Source organism: Stenotrophomonas sp. YJH_SMC_94-11 (assembly GCF_059370435.1).
Genome location: NZ_JCAFTR010000015.1, coordinates 34,021 through 55,845 on the forward strand (window position 1 = coordinate 34,021; position 21,825 = coordinate 55,845).

Here is a 21,825-nt window from a genome sequence, read left to right on the forward strand (position 1 = left end):
TGATGGCAGCCCGGACGCGTTCGATTTCATGCATCCACCAGCGTGGCGTGGCGGTGATCGTCGCCTTGCTGGTGGTGGCATTGGTGGCCGTGATTGCCACTGCGCTGCTGACCCGGCAGTCGGCGCAGCTGCGCGCGCTGCGCGGCGACCAGTTGCGCGCACAGGTACGCATGGCGGTGGATGCGACGCTGGAGCGTGCGGCGCAGCAGCTGCGTGAGGATGTCAAGGAACAGCTGACCACGGTGCGCAGCGGGCGCTGGGCGCGCCCGTTGGAACTGCAGGCGCCATTGCCGGTGCAGCTGCAACTGGTCGATGCGCAGTCGATGTTCAACCTGCGCAACCTGCTGGCACAGGGCAGGCCGGACCCCGAGGCGCGGGGCGCGTTCGTCGCGTTGTGCGCCGGGCAGGGGCTGGGCCAGGGCACCTGCGCATCCGCGGTGGACCACATCCAGGCGCGCCTGCGCGACGGCGATGTGCAGGCGCAGGCACCGCTGCCGCGCGAATCACTGATCGAACAGGCGCTGGTCGGCGCTGACCCGGTGGCGTTGCAGGCGTTGGTGCGGCGCACAGTGGTGTTGCCGGCGCAGGCCCTGGTCAACGCCAACACCTGCGACCTGAGCGTCCTGCAGGCGGTGGCGCCTGCGGTGGAACCGGCAAGGCTGCAGGCGCTGCTCGCTGAGCGCGACGCCGGCCACTGGCTGCTCAACCGCGGTGACATCGCCAACCGACTCCAACTGAGCAACGAACAGATGGCCGTGCTTCCGCTGGGTATCCATAGCGAGTGGTTCCTGGCCGTGGGCCGGGTGCAGGCTGACGGCAGCGCGGTTGATTTTCGCGCGCTGCTCTGGCGCGAGTACCGCGACGACGGGGTACGTGTACAACGGGTGTGGACGAGGATCGGCGCATGACGGTGCAGCTTCGGGTGCGCCTGCCGCCGTTGGCGCACCTGCGCGCCGACAGCGCGGTGGACTGGGCGCAGCTGCACAAGGACGAGGTAGTGGCACACGGCCGCGACACGCTGGCCGCGCTGGGTCTGCGGCATCCGCGGGCCACAGTGCATGCCTGCCTTGACCCGAACGACCTGATCCTGCTGGAACTGCAGCTGCCGCCGCTGTCCGGGCGCCGCCTGCAGGCGGCGTTGCAGGGTGAGGTTGAGGCCATGCTGCTGGATGACCTGCAGGACGTGGCGCTGGCCCACGGTCCGCAGGCGGCAGACGGTACGGTTCCGGTGGCCTGGCTCGGCCAGCAGGCCATCGCGCAGGTGCAGCAGCTGCTGGCCTCGTGTGCGCTGCAGCTGCAGGCGTTGTATCCGACGCCACTGCTGCTGCCTTGGCAGCGCGGCCACGCCACGCTGCAGGTCAGCGGCGAGCATCTGCTGGTGCGCAGCGGGCGCGATCGGGGACTTGTCCAATGGTATGGCGGACGTGACGCGTCCGCGGTGATGCAGGCGTTGGCCACCCGCCTGCAACAGGCTGGGGTGCGGGCCGTGCAATGGATCGACAGCGTACCGCCGGCGTGGCCGGACAGCCTGCCGGCCAGCGCCGTTGCGCATGAACAGCAGGCCTGTGGTCCGTTGCCGGGTTGGTCATTGCCGCTGCCCGGCGCAGGCCGTCAAGCGCCGCGACTGGCGATCGGCCTGGCACTGGCGGCGGTGCTGCTGGCTGCACTTGGCCTGCAGTGGCAGGTCACGCGTTGGCGGATCGAGGGTGAGGCGCTGCAGCAGGGCATGGCACGGCAGTTCAGCGCACGCTTTCCGGAGGTCACCGATGTGGTGGACCCGGTGTTGCAGGCAAGGCGAGCGCTTGCGGTTCCACCGCCGACGCCGCCGTTGCCGGCGCTGCAACGTCAGATCGCCCGCACGCTGCACGCGGTTCCGGAGCTGGCGGGTCAGGTGCACAGCCTGCACTACCAACCCGGGCAGGTGCACCTGGAGCTGGACGCCGATGCCCAGGCATTGGCCGACGATCCACAGCGGCTTGAGCGCTGGCAGCAAGCGATGCAGGCGCAGGGGCTGCAGCTGGCGCGCGATACCGGTGGACGCCTGCGGGTGAGCGGAGCGGGACAGTGACGACCCGAACCCTGCGGCTGGGCCAGGGGCTGGTGGGCCTGCAGCAGCGCTGGCAACGCCTGCCACCGCGCGACCGGCTGATGCTGTGGGTGATGGGGGTGGCGCTGCTGGTGGCGGGCCTGTGGTCGTTATGGCTGGAGCCCCTGCTGAAGCAGCGCACGCACTGGCAGGCCGAACTGCCACGGCTGCAGGCGCAGTCCCGCGCACTGGCGCCGCTGCTGCGCGCGCGTGAGCGCCAGCAGTTGGCGCAGGGCCAGCATCCGACCCTGGCCGGGCTGCGTGACCAGATCAAGGCTGCCGGTCTGGCCGACGGCCTGCATATCCAAGCGCGCGACGGGCGCTGGCACCTGCAGGTACGGGCCGTACCCGCCGATGCGCTATGGAACTGGCTGCTGCCGCTGCTGGCCGACCCGGCCATCGAGTTGCAGCAGCTGCAATTGACACGCACAGGGGATGCGAACATGCCGGCGGCACGGATTTCAGGACACATCGTGATGGTGGCAACTGCGGGTGCCCATCCATGAGGGCGATGCGCAGCCTTGCCTGCAGTGCTGCATTGGCACTGATCGTGTGCATGGGCCACGCGCCGGCACCCGTGCTGGCGCAGGACACCCGCGATGAGCCGGTGCAGTTGAACCTGGTCGACACCGACATCGGCGGCGTGCTGCGCATGGCGGCGCGCTTCACCGGGCGCCAGTTCCTGGTCGACCCACGCGTGACCGGCAAGATGACGGTGGTTTCCGATGGCCCGGTCAGCCGTACCCAGGCCTACCAGTTGCTGCTGGGCGCATTGCGCATGCGTGGCTTCGCCGTGGTCGAGAACGGCGGCGTCAGCCGGGTGGTGCCGCAGGCCGATGCCAAGTTGCTCGGTGGACGGGTGGGCAGCGGTGGTGCAGGGGGCGAGATCGCCACGCGCACCTTTGCGCTGCGCTATGAGAATGCGGCGGCGCTGGTGGCTGTGCTGCGGCCGATGATCAGCCCGGACAACCCGATCAGCGCCAATCCAGGCAACAACACCCTGGTGATCACCGACTACGCCGACAACCTGGATCGCATCGCGCGGGTGATCGCCAGCGTCGACACGCCCGCCGGCATGGACACCGATGTGGTGAAGCTGCAGCAGGGCATTGCGGTGGACGTGGCGGCAATGGTCTCACCGCTGCTGGATGCGCAGGGTGCCGAGCCGGGCCAGAAGGTGGTGGTGATGGCCGACCCGCGCAGCAACAGCGTGCTGCTGCGTTCCAGCAGCCCGGGCCGCACCCGCCTGGCGCGGCAGCTGGTGGAAAAGCTGGACCGTGCCCAGGACGAGTCCGGCAACCTGCATGTGGTCTACCTGCGCAACGCCCAGGCCAACCAGCTGGCCGGTGTGCTGCGTGGCGTGGTAGCCGGACAGAGCGATGCACCGGCGATGGGCAGCAACCAAGGAATCACCCCGCTGCCGGGTGACGCCAACCGTCCCACGCCCACCCAGACGTCGCAGCCGCAGCAGGCCAAGCCCGGGGGCAATGCGATGGAATCGCAGCGGCTGGACCCGAGCCGGGGCGACCCGATCGATGCAGGAAGCACCGGCTTCAGCCAGAACGGCATTTCGGTACAGGCGGACGTGGCCACCAACACCTTGCTGATTTCGGCGCCGGAGCCGGTGTACCGCAACCTTCGGCGGGTGATCGACCAGCTCGACCAGCGCCGTGCGCAGGTGCTGGTGGAAAGCCTGATCGTGGAGGTCAACCAGACCGACGCGGCCGAGCTGGGCGTGCAGTGGATGCTGGGCAATGGCCGTACGTTTGGCGGCACCCATTTCGGGGGCGCTACCGGCGGTAGCGGGCTCAATACCGGTGCGCGTACCACGCTGGACGTGCTGCCCAAGGATGGCCTGAAGATCGGCGTGATCGACGGCACCATCAACCTGCCCGGTGTCGGCCAGATTCTCAACATGAAGGCGCTGGCCACTGCGCTGCAGAGCAAGGGGGGCGCCAACATCCTGTCGACGCCGAACCTGATGACGCTGGACAACGAGGCAGCCAGCATCATGGTCGGCCAGACCGTGCCGTTCGTCAGTGGCCGCTACGTGACCGACGGTGGCGGCGGCAGCAACAACCCCTTCCAGACCATCGTGCGCGAAGACGTGGGCCTGAAGCTGCGGGTGCGCCCACAGATTTCCGAGGGCGGTACGGTGAAGCTGGACATCTACCAGGAAGTCAGCAGCATCGACGCGCAGAGCGCGAACAGCACGGCCGGCATCATCACCAACAAGCGCGCACTCGATACCAGCGTGCTGCTGGACGATGGCCAGATCATGGTGCTCGGTGGCCTGCTGGAAGACAGCGTCAGCCACGGCCGTGATGCGGTGCCGGGGCTGGGGAAGATCCCGGTGCTGGGTGCCTTGTTCCGCAGCGACACGCGCAAGCGCGCCAAGACCAACCTGATGGTGTTCCTGCGTCCGCACGTGGTACGCGACCCGGCCGCAGGACAGCGCCTGACCCGCGACCGCTACGACTACATGCGCAATGCGCAGGCCGGCGCGCAGCCCGTACAGAGCTGGGCCTTGCCCGCGCTGTCGGCGCCGCAGCTGCCACCGCAGGACCTGACGGTACTCGGCCAGGGCAATGCGCGCGATGGCCACGGCCAGCCGTTGCAGAACACCAGCCTGGCAGCGTTGTATCCGGCCGGTGACGGCGATGCGCAGCTGGTGCAGTTCGCACAGGGGCTGGAGCCGAGCCGTGCCAGCCAGGTCGTGGCGCAGGTGCGGGCGCTGGGCCTGCAGGCCTACGCGGAGGCGACGCCGGGCGAGAGTGGGCAACGCCTGCGCGTGCGGCTGCCGCGTGATCCGGTGAAGTTGGACCCGGCATTGCAGCAGCTGCGCGGGCTGGGCTACACGCCGGAACTGGTGATCGGGCCGTGAGCGCCGTTGTGCCGCTGCCGTACGCGTGGGTGCGCAGCCACGGCGTGATGCTGACCGAAGCCGGTGGCGAGCCGGTGCTGCTGGGAACGGACGATACCGCAGCGTGGGCCGTGGCCGAGCTGCGCCGGCGGCATGGCCCGCTTCCGTTCCAGGCATTGGATGCCGCGACCTGGCAGCAGCGGTTGGGTGAGCAGTACCGTGACGGCGGTGATGCCGCTGCCGTGGTCGGTGCCGCCGAAAGCGAAGTCGATCTGGACCGGCTGATGCAGGACATGCCGGAGGTCACCGACCTGCTGGATGCGCAGGACGATGCACCGGTGATCCGCATGATCAATGCGCTGCTGGCACAGGCCGCGCGCGATGGCGCCAGCGATCTGCATATCGAGCCATTCGAGACCCATTCAGTAGTGCGCTACCGGGTGGACGGCACCCTGCGCGACATGGTACAGCCACGGCGCGCATTGCACGCGGCGCTGGTGTCGCGCATCAAGATCATGGCCCACCTGGACATCGCCGAGAAGCGGTTGCCGCAGGACGGGCGCATCGCGATCCGCGTGGGCGGCCGGCCGCTGGACATCCGCGTTTCCACTGTACCGACCGGGCATGGCGAGCGTGCCGTGCTGCGATTGCTGGAAAAGGATGCCGGCCGCCTGCAGCTGCAGCGCCTGGGCATGGCCGATGACACCTTGGCCACGTTCACCGGATTGATCCGGCAGCCGCACGGCATCGTGCTGGTGACCGGCCCGACCGGCAGCGGCAAGACCACGTCGCTGTACGCCGCGCTGGGCCAGCTCGACAGCAGCACCAGCAATATCCTCACCGTGGAAGATCCGGTGGAGTACGACTTTGCCGGCATCGGCCAGATCCAGGTCAATGCGCGCATCGGCATGAGCTTCGGCACCGCACTGCGCGCGATCCTGCGCCAGGATCCGGACACCATCATGATCGGCGAGATCCGTGACCTGGAGACCGCACAGATCGCGGTGCAGTCGTCGCTGACCGGGCACGGTGTGCTGGCTTCGCTGCACACCAACGATGCGGTCTCGGCGGTGACCCGCCTGGCCGACATGGGCGTGGAACCGTTCCTGCTGGCCTCGTCGCTGCGCGGTGTGCTGGCGCAGCGGCTGGTGCGGCGGCTGTGCACGCAGTGCCGGCGTGCCGAGCTGGATGGCGAAGGCCGAACCGTATGGCGCGCAGTGGGCTGCACGGCCTGTGCCAACAGTGGCTATCGCGGACGCACGGGCATCCATGAGCTGTTCGTGGTGGACGACCGGGTACGCGCACTGATCCATGAAGGGCGGGGTGAGCCTGCGCTACGCGAGGCGGCGCGGCGGGCCGGCATGCGGACCCTTCGGCAGGACGGCCAGCGCTGGGTCGACAGCGGGGTGACCACGCTGGAAGAGATCCTGCGCGTCACCGGCGACGACTGAGGCCTGCATGGCACTGTTCGACTACCAGGCTGCCAACGCGCAGGGCCGCATCGAGAAAGGTCAATTGGATGCCGACAGCCCGCGCGGTGCTCGCCAGCTGCTGCGTGGGCGCGGGCTGACGCCCGTGCAGGTCAGCGCGGCGCGAAGTGCAGGCACTGGCTGGGGCGCTCGCCGCCTGTCGGCCAGCGAGCTGGCCTGGGCCACGCGCCAGCTGGCCAGCCTGCTGGCGGCCAGCCTGCCGTTGGAAGCTGCATTGAGTGCGGTGATCGAACAGGCCGAGCGCCCGCACGTGGCCCAGGCACTCACCGCTGTGCGCGCTGACGTGCGCGCCGGCCAGCGCCTGACCGTGGCACTGGCCGCGCGGCCACGCGATTTCCCGCCGATCTATCGGGCGCTGGTGGGTGCAGGTGAGGATTCCGGCGATCTGGCGCGGGTGATGGAGCGTCTGGCCGACTACATCGAGGAACGCAATGCGCTGCAGGCCAAGGTACTGACCGCCTTCATCTACCCGGCGGCGATCAGCCTGGTATCGGTGGCGATCGTGATCTTCCTGCTCAGCTACGTGGTGCCGCAGGTGGTGACCGCATTCGTGCAGGCGCGGCAGACGCTGCCGATGCTGACCCAGGTGATGCTGGCCGCCAGCGCGTTCGTGCGCAGCTGGGGCATGTGGGTGGGGCTCGGCATCGCTGCGCTGGTGGTGGCATGGCGGTTGGCGTTGCGCCGGCCGGAACTGCGCCTGCGCTGGGACGCGATGCTGCTGCGGCTGCCGATGGTCGGGCGCTTCGTGCTGGGCGTGAACAGTGCGCGTTTCGCCTCGACGCTGGCGATCCTGCTGGATGCCGGCGTGCCATTGCTGCGCGCATTGGAAGCGGCGCGGCAGACCCTGGGCAACGCGTTGCTGGCGCGCTGTGCCGATGATGTGGCTGCACGCGTACGCGAAGGTGCGGCACTGGGTGCTGCGTTGAAGGTGCAGAAGGTCTATCCGCCGATCCTGGTGCACCTGGTGGCCAGCGGCGAGAAGACGGGTTCGCTGGCGCCACTGCTGGACCGCGCCGCACAGACGATCTCGCGCGACATCGAGCGTCGCGCGATGGCGCTGACCGCGCTGCTGGAACCGACCATGATCCTGGTGATGGGCGGCGTGGTGCTGACGATCGTGCTGGCCGTGCTGATGCCGATCATGGAAATGAATCAGCTGGTGCAGTAGATCCACGCCATGCGTGGATGGATCAACCGACGCGCGCATGGGCGGCACATCCACGCATGGCGTGGATCTACTGGTGCCTGGATTTCTCCACACAATCCTCCACACCTTTTTCCGATCTTCCACAGGTTTCTTAAGCGGCCTGTCATCGGCGCGGACCAGCATGGACCCGTCGCCGCAGAGTGGGCTGGGAGGCCCTCGGCGGCAGCAGGCGTGTAGTGACCGTTCCTCCCTTGGCGTTTCCCTTCGCAGTAAACCCTTCAGGAGAAGATCATGACCAAGTACAAGACCCTGGCGGCGCTGGTTGCCACCGCGCTGCTCGCTACCGTGGGCGCCGCCTCGGCGCAGACCGTTACCGGCGGCGGTGCCTCGCTGCCGGCCGACCTCTACAAGGGTTCGGCCGACAGCATCCTGCCGGCGAACTTCACCTACGCCGTGACCGGTTCGGGTACCGGCAAGAAGGCCTTCCTGGAAAACAACTCGGCGCTGTTCTCGACCACCGGCACCGTGCATTTCGCCGGCAGCGATTCGGTGCTGAGCAGCACCGAGCTGAGTAACTACACCACCAACTTCAACCAGCCGACCAACGCCAACCGCTACGGCGCGCTGATCCAGGTGCCGTCGGTGGCCACCTCGGTCACCATCCCGTTCAACAAGGCCGGTTCGGCGGTGGACCTGAGCGTGGCGCAGATCTGCGGCGTGTTCTCGGGTGCGATCAGCGACTGGTCGACCATCGATGCCAACCGCAGTGGCCCGATCCAGGTGGTGTACCGCGCCGAAAGCAGCGGTACCAGCGAAATGTTCAGCCGCTTCCTGACCGCGGCCTGTGCCGCTGAGAACGCTGAAACCTCGAAGCTGGTGGGCGGCAAGTTCGCCATCAAGTCGACCTTCGCCGACCTGTACAAGCGCGATGCCAACGGCAACCTGCCGGCGTTCCTGGTGGCCGCCCCGGCCACCGGTGGCACCTCGCTGTACAACACGGTCTACGCTGCTGAAGGCCGTATCGGCTACGTCGGCCCGGACGTGATCCCGAGCCTGACCGATGCGACCAAGGTCGCCAAGGTCAAGGGCTTCTCGCCGGACCAGGTGAGCGTGCAGGCCACCCTGGACACCGTCGCTCCGCCGACCGGCACCGATGCTGAGAACCCCGCCAACTGGGTGCCGGTGTTCGGCAACCCGTCGGCTGGCTATCCGATCGCCGGCTACACCAACCTGGTGATCGGCCAGTGCTACAAGGATTCGAGCGTTGCCACCAGCCTGCGCGGCTTCCTGGCCCGCCACTATCCGGCCACCTACACCGTCACGTATGAGAAGTCGATCACCGACCACGGCTTCATTCCGCTGACCAAGGCCTGGCGCGATGCGATCCGCAACCGCTTCGTGCTGGCCAGCAGCACTGCCGGCCTGAACAACCCCAGCACCTGCGCCGGCATCGGTCGTCCGCTGTAATCCGCAGCACCGGTTGAATCCTGCTTGACGCGACGCCGGCCTCTGGGCCGGCGTCGCCATTTCCGCGACGGTGCCGCCGCCGCAGTGTTTCGCTGTCGGCTTCGTGCCACGTGAACCGTCTATCAGTGGCAGGGCATGCGTTGCGCGTGCCTCCCCGATCGTCGCCGCAGCCGCGGCCCACCAGGTTGATGAGGTTCCGATGTCGCACCCGCTCCCGTCCGTTGTTCGTCCGGCCGCGTCGATGCGCCGCAATCATCCGATGGCGTGGGCCATCGCAGTCGCACTGGGGAGCATGGTGGCCCCGGCCAGCCAGGCGCAGCAGGCGTTCAGTCCGGGCTGGTTCGCCGAACGGGGCGCGGCCCAGGGCAGCGCGGCACAGAGTGGCCGGATGCCCAACGGCGTGCCGATCCAGTTCCAGTTGCCGGCCCAGCAGCAGGACGCAGCACGGCAGAAGCTGCAGCAGTCGATCGACAATCTTGGCACGGCGGCGCAGGCGATTGCCCTGCAGCAGCGCCTGCAGGAACAGGCGCGGCAGGCGCGCCGCGAAGCTGGCTTCATCGTTGCCGATGGCCTCGGCAAGGACGGCCTGAGCGTCGACCAGAATCCGCTGACCCGTGGCTGGCTCAACGCGCGCGAGGCGATCCAGTCGCAGGGCAGCGACGGGCGGGTGCAGGTCACGGTCGAGCAGACCGCGGACAAGGCGATCCTGAACTGGGAGACCTTCAACATCGGCGGCAACACTACGCTGAACTTCCTGCAGCACCCTGACTGGGCAGTACTGAACCGCGTCAACGATCCTCAGGCGCGGCCCAGCCAGATCCTGGGCCAGCTGAAGGCCAATGGCACGGTGTTCGTGGCCAACCGCAACGGCGTGGTGTTCGGCAACAACAGCCAGGTCAATGTACGCAATCTGCTGGCGGCTGCAGCACGGATCAGCGATGCGCAGTTCCGCGACAATGGCCTGTACAGCGCCGACGCCAGCAGCAGCACGCTCAGCGATGCGTTCGGCAAGGTGATGGTGGAGCAGGGTGCCCGCATCGCGACCCATGAGCCGACCAGTGCGACGCGCGGCGGTGGCTACGTGCTGCTGGCCGGGCACAGCGTGGAGAATGCTGGCCATATCGAGGCGCGCAAGGGCCAGGTGCAGCTCGCTGCGGGAGACAGTTTCGTGATCCGGCGCGGCGTGGGTACGGCCACCAACACCAGCTCCACCACCCGGGGCAATGAGATCGCGCCGCGCTTCATCGCCGGCAGCACGGCTGGCAGCGTGCGCAACACCGGCCTGCTGCGCGCGCTTGAGGGTGACGTGACTCTGGCCGGGCGCAGCGTCGAGCAGGCCGGTGTGGCCGTGGCCAGCACCACGCTCGCACAGCGCGGCACCGTGCATCTTCTGGCCTCGGCCAGTGATGCCGGCAGCAGCGTCACGCTCGCCGATGGCGCCACTACGGCGGTGCTGATCGAGGACGATGGCAAGGCCACGGTGCTGGATACGCAGCGCGACAGCCTCATCAAGGAGTCGGCAGAGCAGGACGCGATCCGCGCTGGCGCGCGCTCGGCAACCTTCGACAATCTGTCCCAGCACAATGATCGCCGGGACCAGTCGCGGGTGGAGATCGTCTCGGGTGGCAACATCCATTTCAGCAGGGATTCGCTGACGGTTGCCACGGGCGGCCAGATCATCGCCGATGCGGCGGCCCGCAGCTACGTAGACGATGCCGCGCGCGTGGACGTGTCCGGCGCAGTGGGCGTGCAGGTGTCGATGGAAAGCAACAATGTCCAGGTCAAGGTGCAGGGCAACGAACTGCGCGATGCCCTGGACAACCGCGACAGCGGCAAGCTGACCAGCAGTGAAGTCTGGGTCGATCGCCGCAGGCTGGTCCACGTTCCGGCCGGTACCGGGGGCTACGAGGGGGAGCGCTGGTACGCTGCAGGCGGCCTGCTGGAGGTGGGTGGCTATCTCGACAACCAGGGACACTCGATCGGCGAATGGGCTGCGCAGGGAGGCACCGTCCTGCTGGGTGGCAGGGAAGTGATCACGAACGGTGGCTCACGCATCAACCTTGCCGGCGGCAGCCTGGATGTGCAGAGCGGCGTGATCCGGCAGAGCTGGGTGCGCGGCGTCGACGGCCAGGTCTACCGCCTTGATGAGGCGCCGGCGGAGATGCTGTTCGATGGCCTGTACAGCGGCCATGAAGTAAAGCAGGAGCGCTGGGGCATCACTGAGACCTTCCGTGATCCGATCGTATTCGCGGCGCAGCGTGTCGATAACGGATACACCGTCGGCCGCGATGCAGGTCGGCTGATCGTCTCCGCACCGACCGCAGTGCTGGATGGGAAGGTTGAGACGACCACCTTCCAGGGCGCGCAGCAGAACCGCAGGCCGGAGGCCGCGCTGGATGGCTATGCGCAGGCGCAGACGGCAGTGGCGCGCAATGCGCAGCTGTACCTGGGGCGCTACGACGGCCAGGGCCGCAGTGGTGTGTTCGGCTCGGATGTGCGCCTGGATGACAAGGCTCCGGCGAAGGCGGCGTGGTCGCTGCTGGCTCCGATCAACGAGGAGCGGCGTGACACGGTGTGGTTGGATATCGCAGCGCTGAGTGCCCAGCAGTGGGGACGGATCGACCTGGCGACCGCCGATCGCATCCGCATCGACGGCAGCCTTCGGCTTCAGGCAGGTGGGCAGCTCAACCTGACCGGCAGCGAGGTCGAACTGGCAGGCGACATCGGCATTGCCGGCGGCCAGCTGTCGGCGGGCAACCTGCTGGATGTCCAGGGGCGGCCGACGGCGCTGCTGCACGATGGCCGCGCCCGCACCGCCATTGCCGGTGGCACGCGGATCGATCTCTCCGGCGAATGGAGCAACGCGTCACTGCCGATGCCGCTCGACGCCAGCGGTGCCTGGACGGATGGCGGCCGCCTGAGCCTGAGCAACAGTCATGACGTGGTCGTGGCCGCCGAGGCAACGGTGGACGTCGAGGCCGGCGCCGCGCTGGACCTGCGCGGCAAGGCCCGCATCGGAAAAGGGGGCAGCGTCAGCCTGCAGGCCAACAGCAGCACGGTTACGACGGACGGCAGTGGTCGGGTGCAGCTGGGTGAGGGGAGCCGGTTCAGTGGTCGAGGACAGGGCAGTGGTTCCTTCTCGCTGGGAACAGGTGGCCACGTTCGGGTGGGCGATGCGGACCCGGCGGGCGCGTCGCTACGACTGGACACCGGCTTGTTCGGCAGTGGCTTCGCGCAGTACGACATCAATGGCCACCAAGGCGTGGAGGTGGCCGATGGCGCGCGGCTGGTCGCTGCCCTGCCAGGCCTTCGCCTGACCCAGGACGCGCAGATGGCAACCGATCGGGCGTCCGCACTGGCGGCGTGGGATGTGCCGCTGTACAGCGCCGATCCGTCGAACGGGCGCGTCAGCCAGCGCGCCGGTGCGAGTATCAGCCTGCGTTCGGACCGCAACAGCGTGGGCGGTGACCTGCGCGTCGGCAAGGATGCGCTGGTGGCGGTCGATCCAGGGCAGACGATCTCGCTGCTGGGTGCAGGCAACATCGATGTTGAAGGCATGCTGCGTGCGAGGGGCGGGCGCATCGTGATCGACGATGTGCGTCCGCAAAATGCGCTGTACGCCGGGCAGCGCACCGAACGCACCTGGCGTTTCGCCGAAGGCGCGCTGCTGGATGCCGATGCGGACGCGATCTCGCTGCCCGATCCCAGCGGCCGTCTGCGTGGGCAGGTGCGCGCGGGCGGACGCATTGAGATTGGCGGGGCGCTGGACTGGGAGACCGCAGCATTCGTCGACAACCGACCACCGGAAGCGTTCGTAGTGGTCGAACGCGGCGCGCGCCTGCAGGCGCGGGGTGCGTCGGCCGAGCTGGATATCGACGGCCAAGGCCGCGTACGCGTGGACAGCGACGGCGGGCAGATCGTGCTGCGCTCGGCCAATGCGCTGTATCTGGAGGGCGGAATGGACGCGGCCGCCGGTGGTGCCGGCGCACGTGGTGGCACGCTTGGGCTGGCCTTCGGCGGCAGCATCCATGCACGTGGCGCCAGCGAGGAGGTACTGCGGGCACGTGCGATCACCCTCAGCCAGCACAGCGCACCGGTGCAGCCACTGCCGGCCGCATTGGAGTATGGCCACGCCGCGTTGTCGGTCGAGCAGCTGCAGGCGGGCGGCTTCGACAACCTGTCCGTGTTCGGTGACATCCGCGCCGTTGGCGATGTCGACCTGCGCCTGGCCCAGAGCCTGCGCATTCATGGCCAGGGCACTTCGAGCCTGGGCATGGCCGTGGATGCCGGGCCGTCGTCGGCGTTGCGGCTGAGTGCGCCCTACGTCCGCCTGGCGCAGGCGCGCTGGGGCCAGCTGGCGGGCGAGAACCTGCAGGGCACTGCGTCGGTCGCTTCGGCCGGGCCGGACGATCACGCGCTGGCGGTGCAGGCCGCGCTGATCGATATCCGCGACGTCACCTGGTTGCCGGGTTTCGGGCACGTGGCGCTGGAAAGCCGCAGCGACGTGCGCCTGACCAACGGCATTGCCAGCAGTGGCAAAACCAGCGCGTTGATGACGGCCGGTTCGATGGACGTCACCGCTGCGCGCCTGTACCCCACCGCAGGCGCGGTCGGCACGCTGGTGGCCGGCGCTTCGGCGCAGACCGTGCAGACCGCTGATTACTGGGCCGATCCAGCTGCCGTGCTGCGAATCCACGGCACAGGTGCGGCCACGCAGCCGGCGCCGGAATCGGCGCTGGGCACGCTTCGCCTGGTGGCCGCCACGGTGCAGCAGGGCGGCAACGTACAGGCGCCGATGGGCACGCTGCAGCTGGGCGGTCTGATCCAGAACGGAACCATCGGCAGCAGGGTGGAACTGCTGCCAGGCAGCGCTACCTCCACCAGCGGTGCCGGCTTGTCGCTGCCCTATGGTGGCACCGTCGATGGTGTCGACTGGCGGGTAGGCACGCGCAGCCTGAGCTCGCTGACGCCGGCCGGCATCTCCTCGATGGGGGTGACCCTGAAGGCCAATGAGATCGAGGTGGCGTCGGGGGCACTGCTGGACATGTCCGGCGGTGGTGAGTTGACCGGTGCGGCCTTCGTGTCCGGGCGCGGCGGCTCTGTCGACGTGCTGCGCACGGCGTTGGCCGACGCCAATCCGCGCTACGCGTTCAGTGCGTCGGGCAACCCGGTGTACGCGATCGTACCGGGGCGCGCCGGGGCGTTCGCCCCCAGCGGGGAAGAAGGATTCGCAGCTCCGGCGGTGGGCCAGCAGATCACCGTGCCGGCTGGCGTGCCCGGGCTGGCGGCCGGCACCTACACGCTGATGCCGGCAAGCTATGCGCTGCAGCCCGGCGCATTCCGGGTGGAGCTGGGCGCTACCGGCACCTCGGGGATCGTGCAACCGATGGCGACCGGCACCGGCACCTGGCGCGTGTCCGGGCAGCAGCGCACGGCACTGGGTGCGGCAATTTCGCCGTTGCTCACCGACATCCTGCTGACGCCCGCCGAAGTGGTGCGCCGGCACTCGGGCTACAACGAAACCTCCTACAACAGCTTCGCGCAATCGGTGGCCGACCGTCGAGGCGAGTCGCGTGGCTGGCAGACCATCGATGCGCTCGGGTTGACGCTTGCGCTGGGCGAAGGCGCCGGTCGCGCAGACACGCCTGCCATCCGCTTCGCCGGCACCGCGCGGTTCGGCGCCGCTACCGACAAGGGGCGCGGCGGCACGCTGGCAGCCACGTTGGCGAGCCCGGCGGTCGGTTCACTGGAGATCGTTGGCGGCAGCGCGCGATCGCAGGCGCGTGATCGCGGCGCCACCTTCAGCGACGACGCGCTCAATGCCTTCCTGCCGGCGCGGATGATCATCGGCGGGCAGTTCAACCAGGTCGCCTCGCAGGTGGCGGTGACCGGCCAGGCGCGCAGCGTGGCGGTGCGTTCCGGTGTCACCCTGAACGCACCGGAAGTGCTGGTGGCAGCGGCCTCCGGTGGCAGCGGCATCCTGGTCGAGGCCGGCGCGACCCTCGATACACTGCCGTTTGCATCCGCCAATGCGGATGCCAACGCGACCCTGCCTTACCAGGTCTCCGGCGGCCTGCTTGCAGCGTCCAACCAGCGGTTGAACCTGATCACCGGCACCACCGACGTGGGGGCTGGCCCGGTGGCGATCGACATCGGGGGGTGCCAGGCGGCGTGCGACGGCCAGGCCCGGTTGGTTTCCGATGGCAGCATCACGGTAGCGACCGATGGCACGCTGCAGATGCGCGACTCGGCCAGCTATGGCACCCGCCAGCTGGGCCTGAGCATGGCGGCGCTGAACCTCGGCAGTGCCGAAGCGATCGCGCAGGCCGCTGCGGCAGGGGCGCTGCCCAGTGGCATGACCATGAACCAGTCCGTGCTGCAGCAATTGCTGCGCGGCAATGATGCGACCGGCGCGCCGGCGCTGGACACGCTGAGCCTGGTCGCGCGGGATTCTGTCAACGTGTTCGGCAGCGTCGACCTGGACGCACGCGACAGTGCCACCGGCCGCAGTGGCCTGCAGACGCTCGTGCTGGGTGCGCAGGCCATCCGCGGCTACGGTGCGGCGACCGACCGCGCGCGCATCCTGGTGGACACGCTGGTCTGGGACGGCGCATTGGCGGCGAGCCAGGCGCCGGGCAGCGACGCGTCGGTGCCGCCGGCCGATCCGATGGTGGACCGGCTCGGCGCCGGGCAGCTGGACATCGTCACCCGCCAGCTGCAGCTGGGGCGGGCGCCATTCAGCCGTCCCAGCTCTGAAGTACCTGCGAACCGGCAGGTGCTCGGATTCAGTGCGCTGAACCTGAGTGCTTCGGAGCAGCTGTCGTTCTCCGCGCAGGGCACGCTGGACGTGTTCCAGCAGCGCGGCGACTATCTGGCCGACAAGGGCTGGCAGTACAGCGGAGGCAGCCTCGGCATCGATACCCCGCTGTTGACCGCCGATCCCGCCGCGCAGCTGCGCGTGCGCTCCGGCGGCGAGTTCCGCCTGCACGGGGGCACCGGCAAGGCGGGTGGCGATGCACTGGGCAGTGAGCTGAGCATCGACGCCAACCGGATCACGCTGGACAGCACGATCGCGCTGGCGTCAGGACGGCTGTCGGCGAGCGCACGCCAGGGCATCACGCTTGGCGGCCGGGCGGTGCTGGACCTGGCCGGGCGCAAGGTCCCGCTGTACGACGTGGACAGGTTCAGCTGGGGCGGTGATGTCCTGCTGTCCAGCGACACGGGTGACATCCGCACCGATGCGGCCTCCCGCATCGATGTTTCCGCCCGCAACAACCGCGCCGGGCGCATGACGGTCACCGCAATGGCTGGCCGAGCCGATCTGGCCGGTGATCTGCAGGGCGCCGCAGGTGGCCGCTACGATGCCGGTGGCACGCTGGTGCCCTACGACGGTGGTGAACTTGTGGTGCGGGCACGCCAGCTGCAGGACTTTACCGGCCTCAACCAGCGATTGACCGCCGGTGGCATCGTCGGCGGCCGCAGCTTCCAGATCGGTGAAGGCGATCTTCGGATCGGCGACGAAGTGAAGGCGCGCCGGGTCGACATCAGTGTCGACGCGGGCAGCCTGACCGTGGCCGGCCGCATCGATGCCAGCGGCGAGCAGGTCGGCAGCATCCGCCTGTACGCCCGCGACCAGTTGCAGGTGGACGGCACGCTGGACGCGCACGGTACCGGCCTGCGCGTGGACAGCCATGGCAAGATCATCGACAGTCCGAACCGGGCCACCATCACGCTGGGCAGCGCCGAAGGCGCCGTGGGTCTGGGCAGCGCGGCGCACCTGGACCTGCGTGCCGGCAGCGGCGTGGCCGTCGGCGACGGCGCTGGACAGAACGACGGCATGGCGCGGGGCTCGCTGAAGATCGATGTGCCGCGGGTGGGCAGCAACGACGCGGCGATTGCCGCGGCCAATGGCCTGCGCATCGATGGCGCGGCTGACATCCAGCTCAATGGTGTCCGCCGTTACGACGATGCGCCCCTGGCCAGCACCGCTGATGTGCGCGGCAATCGCGCGCAGCTGGTTACCCAGCAGTGGCTGGACCAGGTGGTCGATCCGCACAGCGTGGCGTGGATCGATGGTGTGCTGGGCAACCCGGACCTGCAGCAGCGCACGCGCGCGCTGGGTGACGTCCGCCTTCGTGCCGGCGTGCAGGTGGTGGCGCGGCGCAGCGACGCCAACCCGGACGGCGACCTGACCATTGCCGGCGACATCGATCTGTCCGGCTACCGCTACGGACCCGAAGCCAACCGCGCCGATCCATCGCGGCGTGGCTTCGGCGAATCGGCCTCGCTGGTGCTGCGGGCCGAAGGCAACATCAACGTCTACGGCAGCATCAACGATGGCTTCGCACCGCCACCGCCCACGCCGGATGAGGGGGGCTGGCAGCTGTATGAGGGCCGCAATGGCAGCGCGGGGCACACCCCCTTCGGCAGCGGCCTGGTGGTGCCGGTGGACGGAGTGAAGCTGCAGCCCGGCACCGAGTTCCAGGCCGGCACCCGCCTGAACTACGACGTGCCGGTCGAATCGGTAACGCTTCCGGTTGGTACCGTGCTGCCCGCGCCGATGGTGATCTCGCAGAATCTGCGCCTGCCCGCGGGTACCGTACTGGGTGCGGCAGTGACCACCGACACCGGGCAGACGCTGGCCGCGGGCACCGTGCTGCAGGAGCCGCTGGTGCTGGCGGCAGGTGCGCGGCTGGGAGCCGGCTTCCGCCTGCGCAGTGCGGTACAGGTGGCGGCACAGGAGTGGCCCGCCGGCGCGGTGTTGCCGGTTGCGCTGCGCCTGGCACGGGAAGTCGCGCTCAAGGTGGGCGCGTACATTCCCTCGTTGACCAAGGTGGAGCTGCCCGGCGACGCGCCGGTGAATCTGAGGCCGGCCGATGCCAATGGCAACCAGGGGCGCAACTGGGCGCTGGCGCCGATGCTGGCCGAGGGCACCACCTCCTGGGACCTGACCGTGGTTGCCGGTGCCGATGCCGGGGCGGCCGATCCACGCAGCCGGCGCTGGGGCAGCGAAGGCAGCGTGGTGCTGGCCGATACCCACCAGGGCTCGATCGGTACGGTCAAGACCGAGATCATCTGGGTGGGTGATCGTGCGTTGACCGAGCGGGCATCGCTGGACTGGATCGGCGACACGTCCTATGCGGGCCGCCCGATCGCAGAGCTGGCCGACATGTTCGGCTTCACCGAAGATGAGTTCTGCGCGATGTCGGCCGACTACTGCGGCCCGGCACCCCGCCAGGTGGCCGCGCAGGGCTCGCTGGATTACTGGGGTGACGAGTCCTACGTGGGCACCCCTGCGAAGGACTTCGCCGCGATGTTCGGCATGACCGAAGACGAGTTCTGCAGTACCGCGCCCACCTACTGCGCCGGCGGCGGCACGCAGACCGAAGTGACTACCTACGGCAAGCGCGCGGGCACGCCGGCGTGGAGCGTGCTGCGCACCGGCAAGGGGGACATGGAACTGCTCGCTGCCGGTGACGTCGTGATGAAGTCAGGCTTCGGTGTCTACACCGCCGGCACTCCCACCGCGCTGGGTGGGGGCCACGACGCTGCCTTCAATTCGCCCCGTGCAGCGGCTCCCTGGAACACTGCACTGCTGGGGCCGAACCTGGTGCCGGGCAGCTATGACGCAGCGATCGCAGGCTACCAGGCCTGGTATCCCGATCATGGTGGCAACCTGCGGGTCGAAGCCGGGCGCGATATCGTCGGCGACGCCTGGACCGCGCGCGCGGAGTCGGGCACCAGCGAGCGCGACTGGGCGCTGTACTCCAGTGCCGCGGTCGGCAATTGGCTGTGGCGGCAGGGAACCGGGAGCACCACCGGCGTGGAGCCGGTGCCGACCAGCTGGTGGGTGAACTTTGGTACCTACACCAACGTGTCCGCTGCCGCTGGCGCCTCTCCGCGGATGGTCGGCTTCACCGGCTTCGGCACCTTGGGTGGCGGCGACCTGACGCTTGAGGCCGGGCGCAATGCCGGCGTCCGCGATCCGATGGGCGACGCGCTGGGCTCGCTGAGCGCACCACGCTCGGGCGCGATCATCGCGGCGGTGGGATCGACCGGCCGCGTCAGCAATGGCCAGCTGCACCTGACCGGTGGCGGCGACCTGCGGTTGCGCATCGGTGGCGCACTGAATCCGAATCTGCGGGCGACGTTCTCCAGCCTCAATGCCTCCAGGGCGGGACAGAATCTCGACCTCAACGGTACCTTCAGCAATCTGCGTGGCAGCCTGCAGCTGGATGCCGGGCGCATCGGTGCAATGGGCGTCACCCTGGAAAACTACGCGACGCTGGGCCAGCTGCGTGCGGCCGATCTGTTCGCCGCCGACGCCGCCCGCGCAATGGGCGGACCGGTGCTGGTGCTGGGCGATGCGGTCGCGCAGCTGCAGGCACGGGGCGATGTGGTGCTTGGCGGGGTTGCCGATGCAGGCCGGGTTCCGCTGGCCAACTACAGCGCGGTGCTGCAGGATGATGGCGCGCGCGCTGCAGGCAGCACGTGGTTCTCCCTGTGGACCGCCAGCACGGCCGTGGATCTGTTCAGTGCCGGTGGAGACCTCGCGCCAGGCCTCGCCGGGCCGGATAACGTGACCGGCAGCAATCTGTGGCGCGAGCAGGTCCAGCTTGATGTGCGTGGCGGTGATGATCTGCTGAATTACTGGCTCTATCCTTCGCGCTTCAGCGCCATTGCTGCGCAGGGCGACATCAAGCTGGACCGGATCAGCGCCACGCCGGGGACGCAGGATGTGATCCTGCTGGCACCCTCAGCAACGGGACGGTTGGACGTGCTGGCCGGTGGCAGCATCTTCGCCCAACGTGGCGCGACCCAGATCGCACGCTCGGGTGCGGACGCGCGGCTGCCGGGACCCTTCGACCCCGCATTCCTGGCCCAGCAGGGGGATTCCGGCGGCAATGTGACCCGCTCGCGGCACAACCTGTCGGTTGACGGCAACATTGCATCGCCGGACGCGTCGCTTCCGCTGTTTGCGTTCGGTCCGAATTCTCCGCTGTCCACCGTATCTGCGGCCCTGGCGCCGAGCCGCTTCTACGCGGTGCAGGGCGACATCATCGGTCTGGCCACCGGCGCCCGGCGCACGCTGAATCCCAACGTGGGGCAGCGCACCCAGCTGAACTGGTTCGAGGCCGCCGGCGCCGTGCAACTGCGGGCAGGCCGGGACATCCTCGGGGTGTCGATGACCGCGTTGAACACCGCGCCCACCGACATCACGGTGGCAGCGGCGGGCCGCGACGTCGTGCATCTGAACGCGACCATCGCCGGCCCCGGCAACACCGAGATCAGTGCCGGCCGCCAGCTGCGCCAGGAGGATGCGGGCAGCATCGTCAGCCTCGGTGGCATCGTGCAGGGCGACACCCGTCCCGGCGCCAGCATCGCGCTGACGGCCGGCAACCAGCAGATCGATTTCGCGGCCCTGCGTGCCCGCTATCTGGACCCCGTCAACCTTGCCGATCCCGCGCAATCGCTTGCGTCGCAGCCGGGCAAGGCAGTCAAGGTCTACGACCAGGAACTGAAGCAGTGGCTGCAGCAGCGCTTCGGCGTGGCTGCCGACGGCGACGGGGCGCTGGCTGCCTTCGATGCGCTGCCGCAGGAACAGCAGCACATCTTCCTGCGCCAGATCTATTACGCCGAGCTGCGCGAAGGTGGACGGGAATATACCGATGCAGAAGGACCCCGCTTCGGCTCCTACCTGCGTGGGCGAGAGGCCATCGCTACGCTGATGCCAGACAAGGCTGCGACCGGCGCGACGATCGACCGTACCGGCGATATCGTGATGTACGGCGGCTCCGGCGTGCGCACCGAGGCGGGCGGCAACATCGAGCTGATGGCACCGGGTGGGCAGATCGTGATCGGTGTGCAGGGCGTGGTGCCCCCGGCCAGTGCCGGACTGGTGACCCAAGGGCAGGGCGATATCCGGCTGTTCAGCCAGGACAGCGTGCTGCTGGGCCTGTCGCGGGTGATGACCACGTTCGGCGGCGACATCCTGGCGTGGTCGGAGCAGGGTGACATCAATGCCGGTCGTGGTTCGCGCACGACCCTGCTGTACACGCCACCGCGCCGCGTCTATGACGGTTGGGGCAATGTGATCCTGTCGCCGCAGGCCCCGGCCAGCGGTGCTGGCATCGCGACCTTGAACCCCATCGCCGAAGTGCCGCCGGGCGACGTCGATCTGATCGCACCGCTGGGCACCATCGATGCGGGCGAGGCCGGTATACGCGTCTCCGGCAACATCAATCTGGCCGCGCTGCAGGTGCTCAACGCGGCCAACATCCAGGTACAGGGCGAGAGCAAGGGCCTGCCGGTGCTGGCATCGGTCAACGTCAATGCACTGGCCGCGGCCAGTGCGGCAGCCAACAGCGCCAGCCAGGCGGCACAGGACGTGATGCGCAAGAGCCAGGATGATGCACGGCGTAACCAGCCGTCGGTGATCAGCGTGCAGATCCTGGGCTTCGGCAGCGGTACCAGCAGCGTAGCGCCGCCGGCGCGCGGCACTACCGCCAACAGCGGCTACGACGCCGACAGCGCATTCCAGTTCCCGCAGGCCAGCCGCGACGACGGCACGCAGCGTCGGTAGGCATCGAACGATCCCGGTAGGTGCCGACCTTGGTCGGCACGATCGCGGCCGGCAGTAGATCCACGCCATGCGTGGATGGCTGGGCCAGCATCAGTGCCGACCAAGGTCGGCACCCACCAAAGCAGGCCGGGCAGTAGAAGCCACTCGGCAGTAGATCCACGCCATGCGTGGATGGCTGGGCCAGCATCA

Annotated in this window: 8 protein-coding genes; all 8 read left to right on the plus strand. The window is 68.9% G+C overall.

Annotated elements, in window-relative coordinates; translation table 11 throughout:
* Positions 1-2: 2 nt before the first annotated feature.
* The 8 genes from gspK to AC5P74_RS19595 all read left to right on the plus strand — a co-directional run bounded on the left by gspK (position 3) and on the right by AC5P74_RS19595 (position 21,636).
* On the plus strand, positions 3-908 hold the full coding sequence (gene gspK, locus AC5P74_RS19560; RefSeq protein ID WP_495205036.1) for a type II secretion system minor pseudopilin GspK: 906 nt from the start codon (positions 3-5) through the stop codon (positions 906-908).
* Positions 905-2,068 (plus strand): type II secretion system protein GspL, encoded by a 1,164-nt coding sequence (gene gspL / locus AC5P74_RS19565; RefSeq protein ID WP_053499844.1) that lies wholly within the window; start codon positions 905-907, stop codon positions 2,066-2,068. Before gspK ends, gspL begins: the two co-directional genes overlap by 4 nt.
* Positions 2,065-2,592, plus strand: a complete 528-nt coding sequence (locus AC5P74_RS19570) for a type II secretion system protein M (RefSeq protein ID WP_053499842.1) — start codon at positions 2,065-2,067, stop codon at positions 2,590-2,592. Before gspL ends, AC5P74_RS19570 begins: the two co-directional genes overlap by 4 nt.
* Complete coding sequence (gene gspD / locus AC5P74_RS19575) at positions 2,589-4,970, plus strand: type II secretion system secretin GspD (RefSeq protein WP_053499840.1); 2,382 nt, start codon at positions 2,589-2,591, stop codon at positions 4,968-4,970. The genes AC5P74_RS19570 and gspD overlap by 4 nt, the downstream gene beginning before the upstream one ends.
* Positions 4,967-6,400: a type II secretion system ATPase GspE gene (gene gspE / locus AC5P74_RS19580; protein ID WP_346607995.1), complete on the plus strand. Its 1,434-nt coding sequence runs from the start codon at positions 4,967-4,969 to the stop codon at positions 6,398-6,400. Before gspD ends, gspE begins: the two co-directional genes overlap by 4 nt.
* A gap of 7 nt (positions 6,401-6,407) precedes the next feature.
* Positions 6,408-7,607 carry a type II secretion system inner membrane protein GspF gene (gene gspF, locus AC5P74_RS19585; protein WP_053499836.1) on the plus strand — a complete coding sequence of 400 codons (1,200 nt, stop codon included), beginning with the start codon at positions 6,408-6,410 and terminating at the stop codon, positions 7,605-7,607.
* A gap of 270 nt (positions 7,608-7,877) precedes the next feature.
* Positions 7,878-9,053, plus strand: a complete 1,176-nt coding sequence (locus AC5P74_RS19590; protein ID WP_053499834.1) for a substrate-binding domain-containing protein — start codon at positions 7,878-7,880, stop codon at positions 9,051-9,053.
* Positions 9,054-9,252: 199 nt separating this feature from the next.
* On the plus strand, positions 9,253-21,636 hold the full coding sequence (locus AC5P74_RS19595) for a putative filamentous hemagglutinin family protein (protein ID WP_495205037.1): 12,384 nt from the start codon (positions 9,253-9,255) through the stop codon (positions 21,634-21,636).
* The last annotated feature ends 189 nt before the right edge of the window (positions 21,637-21,825 follow it).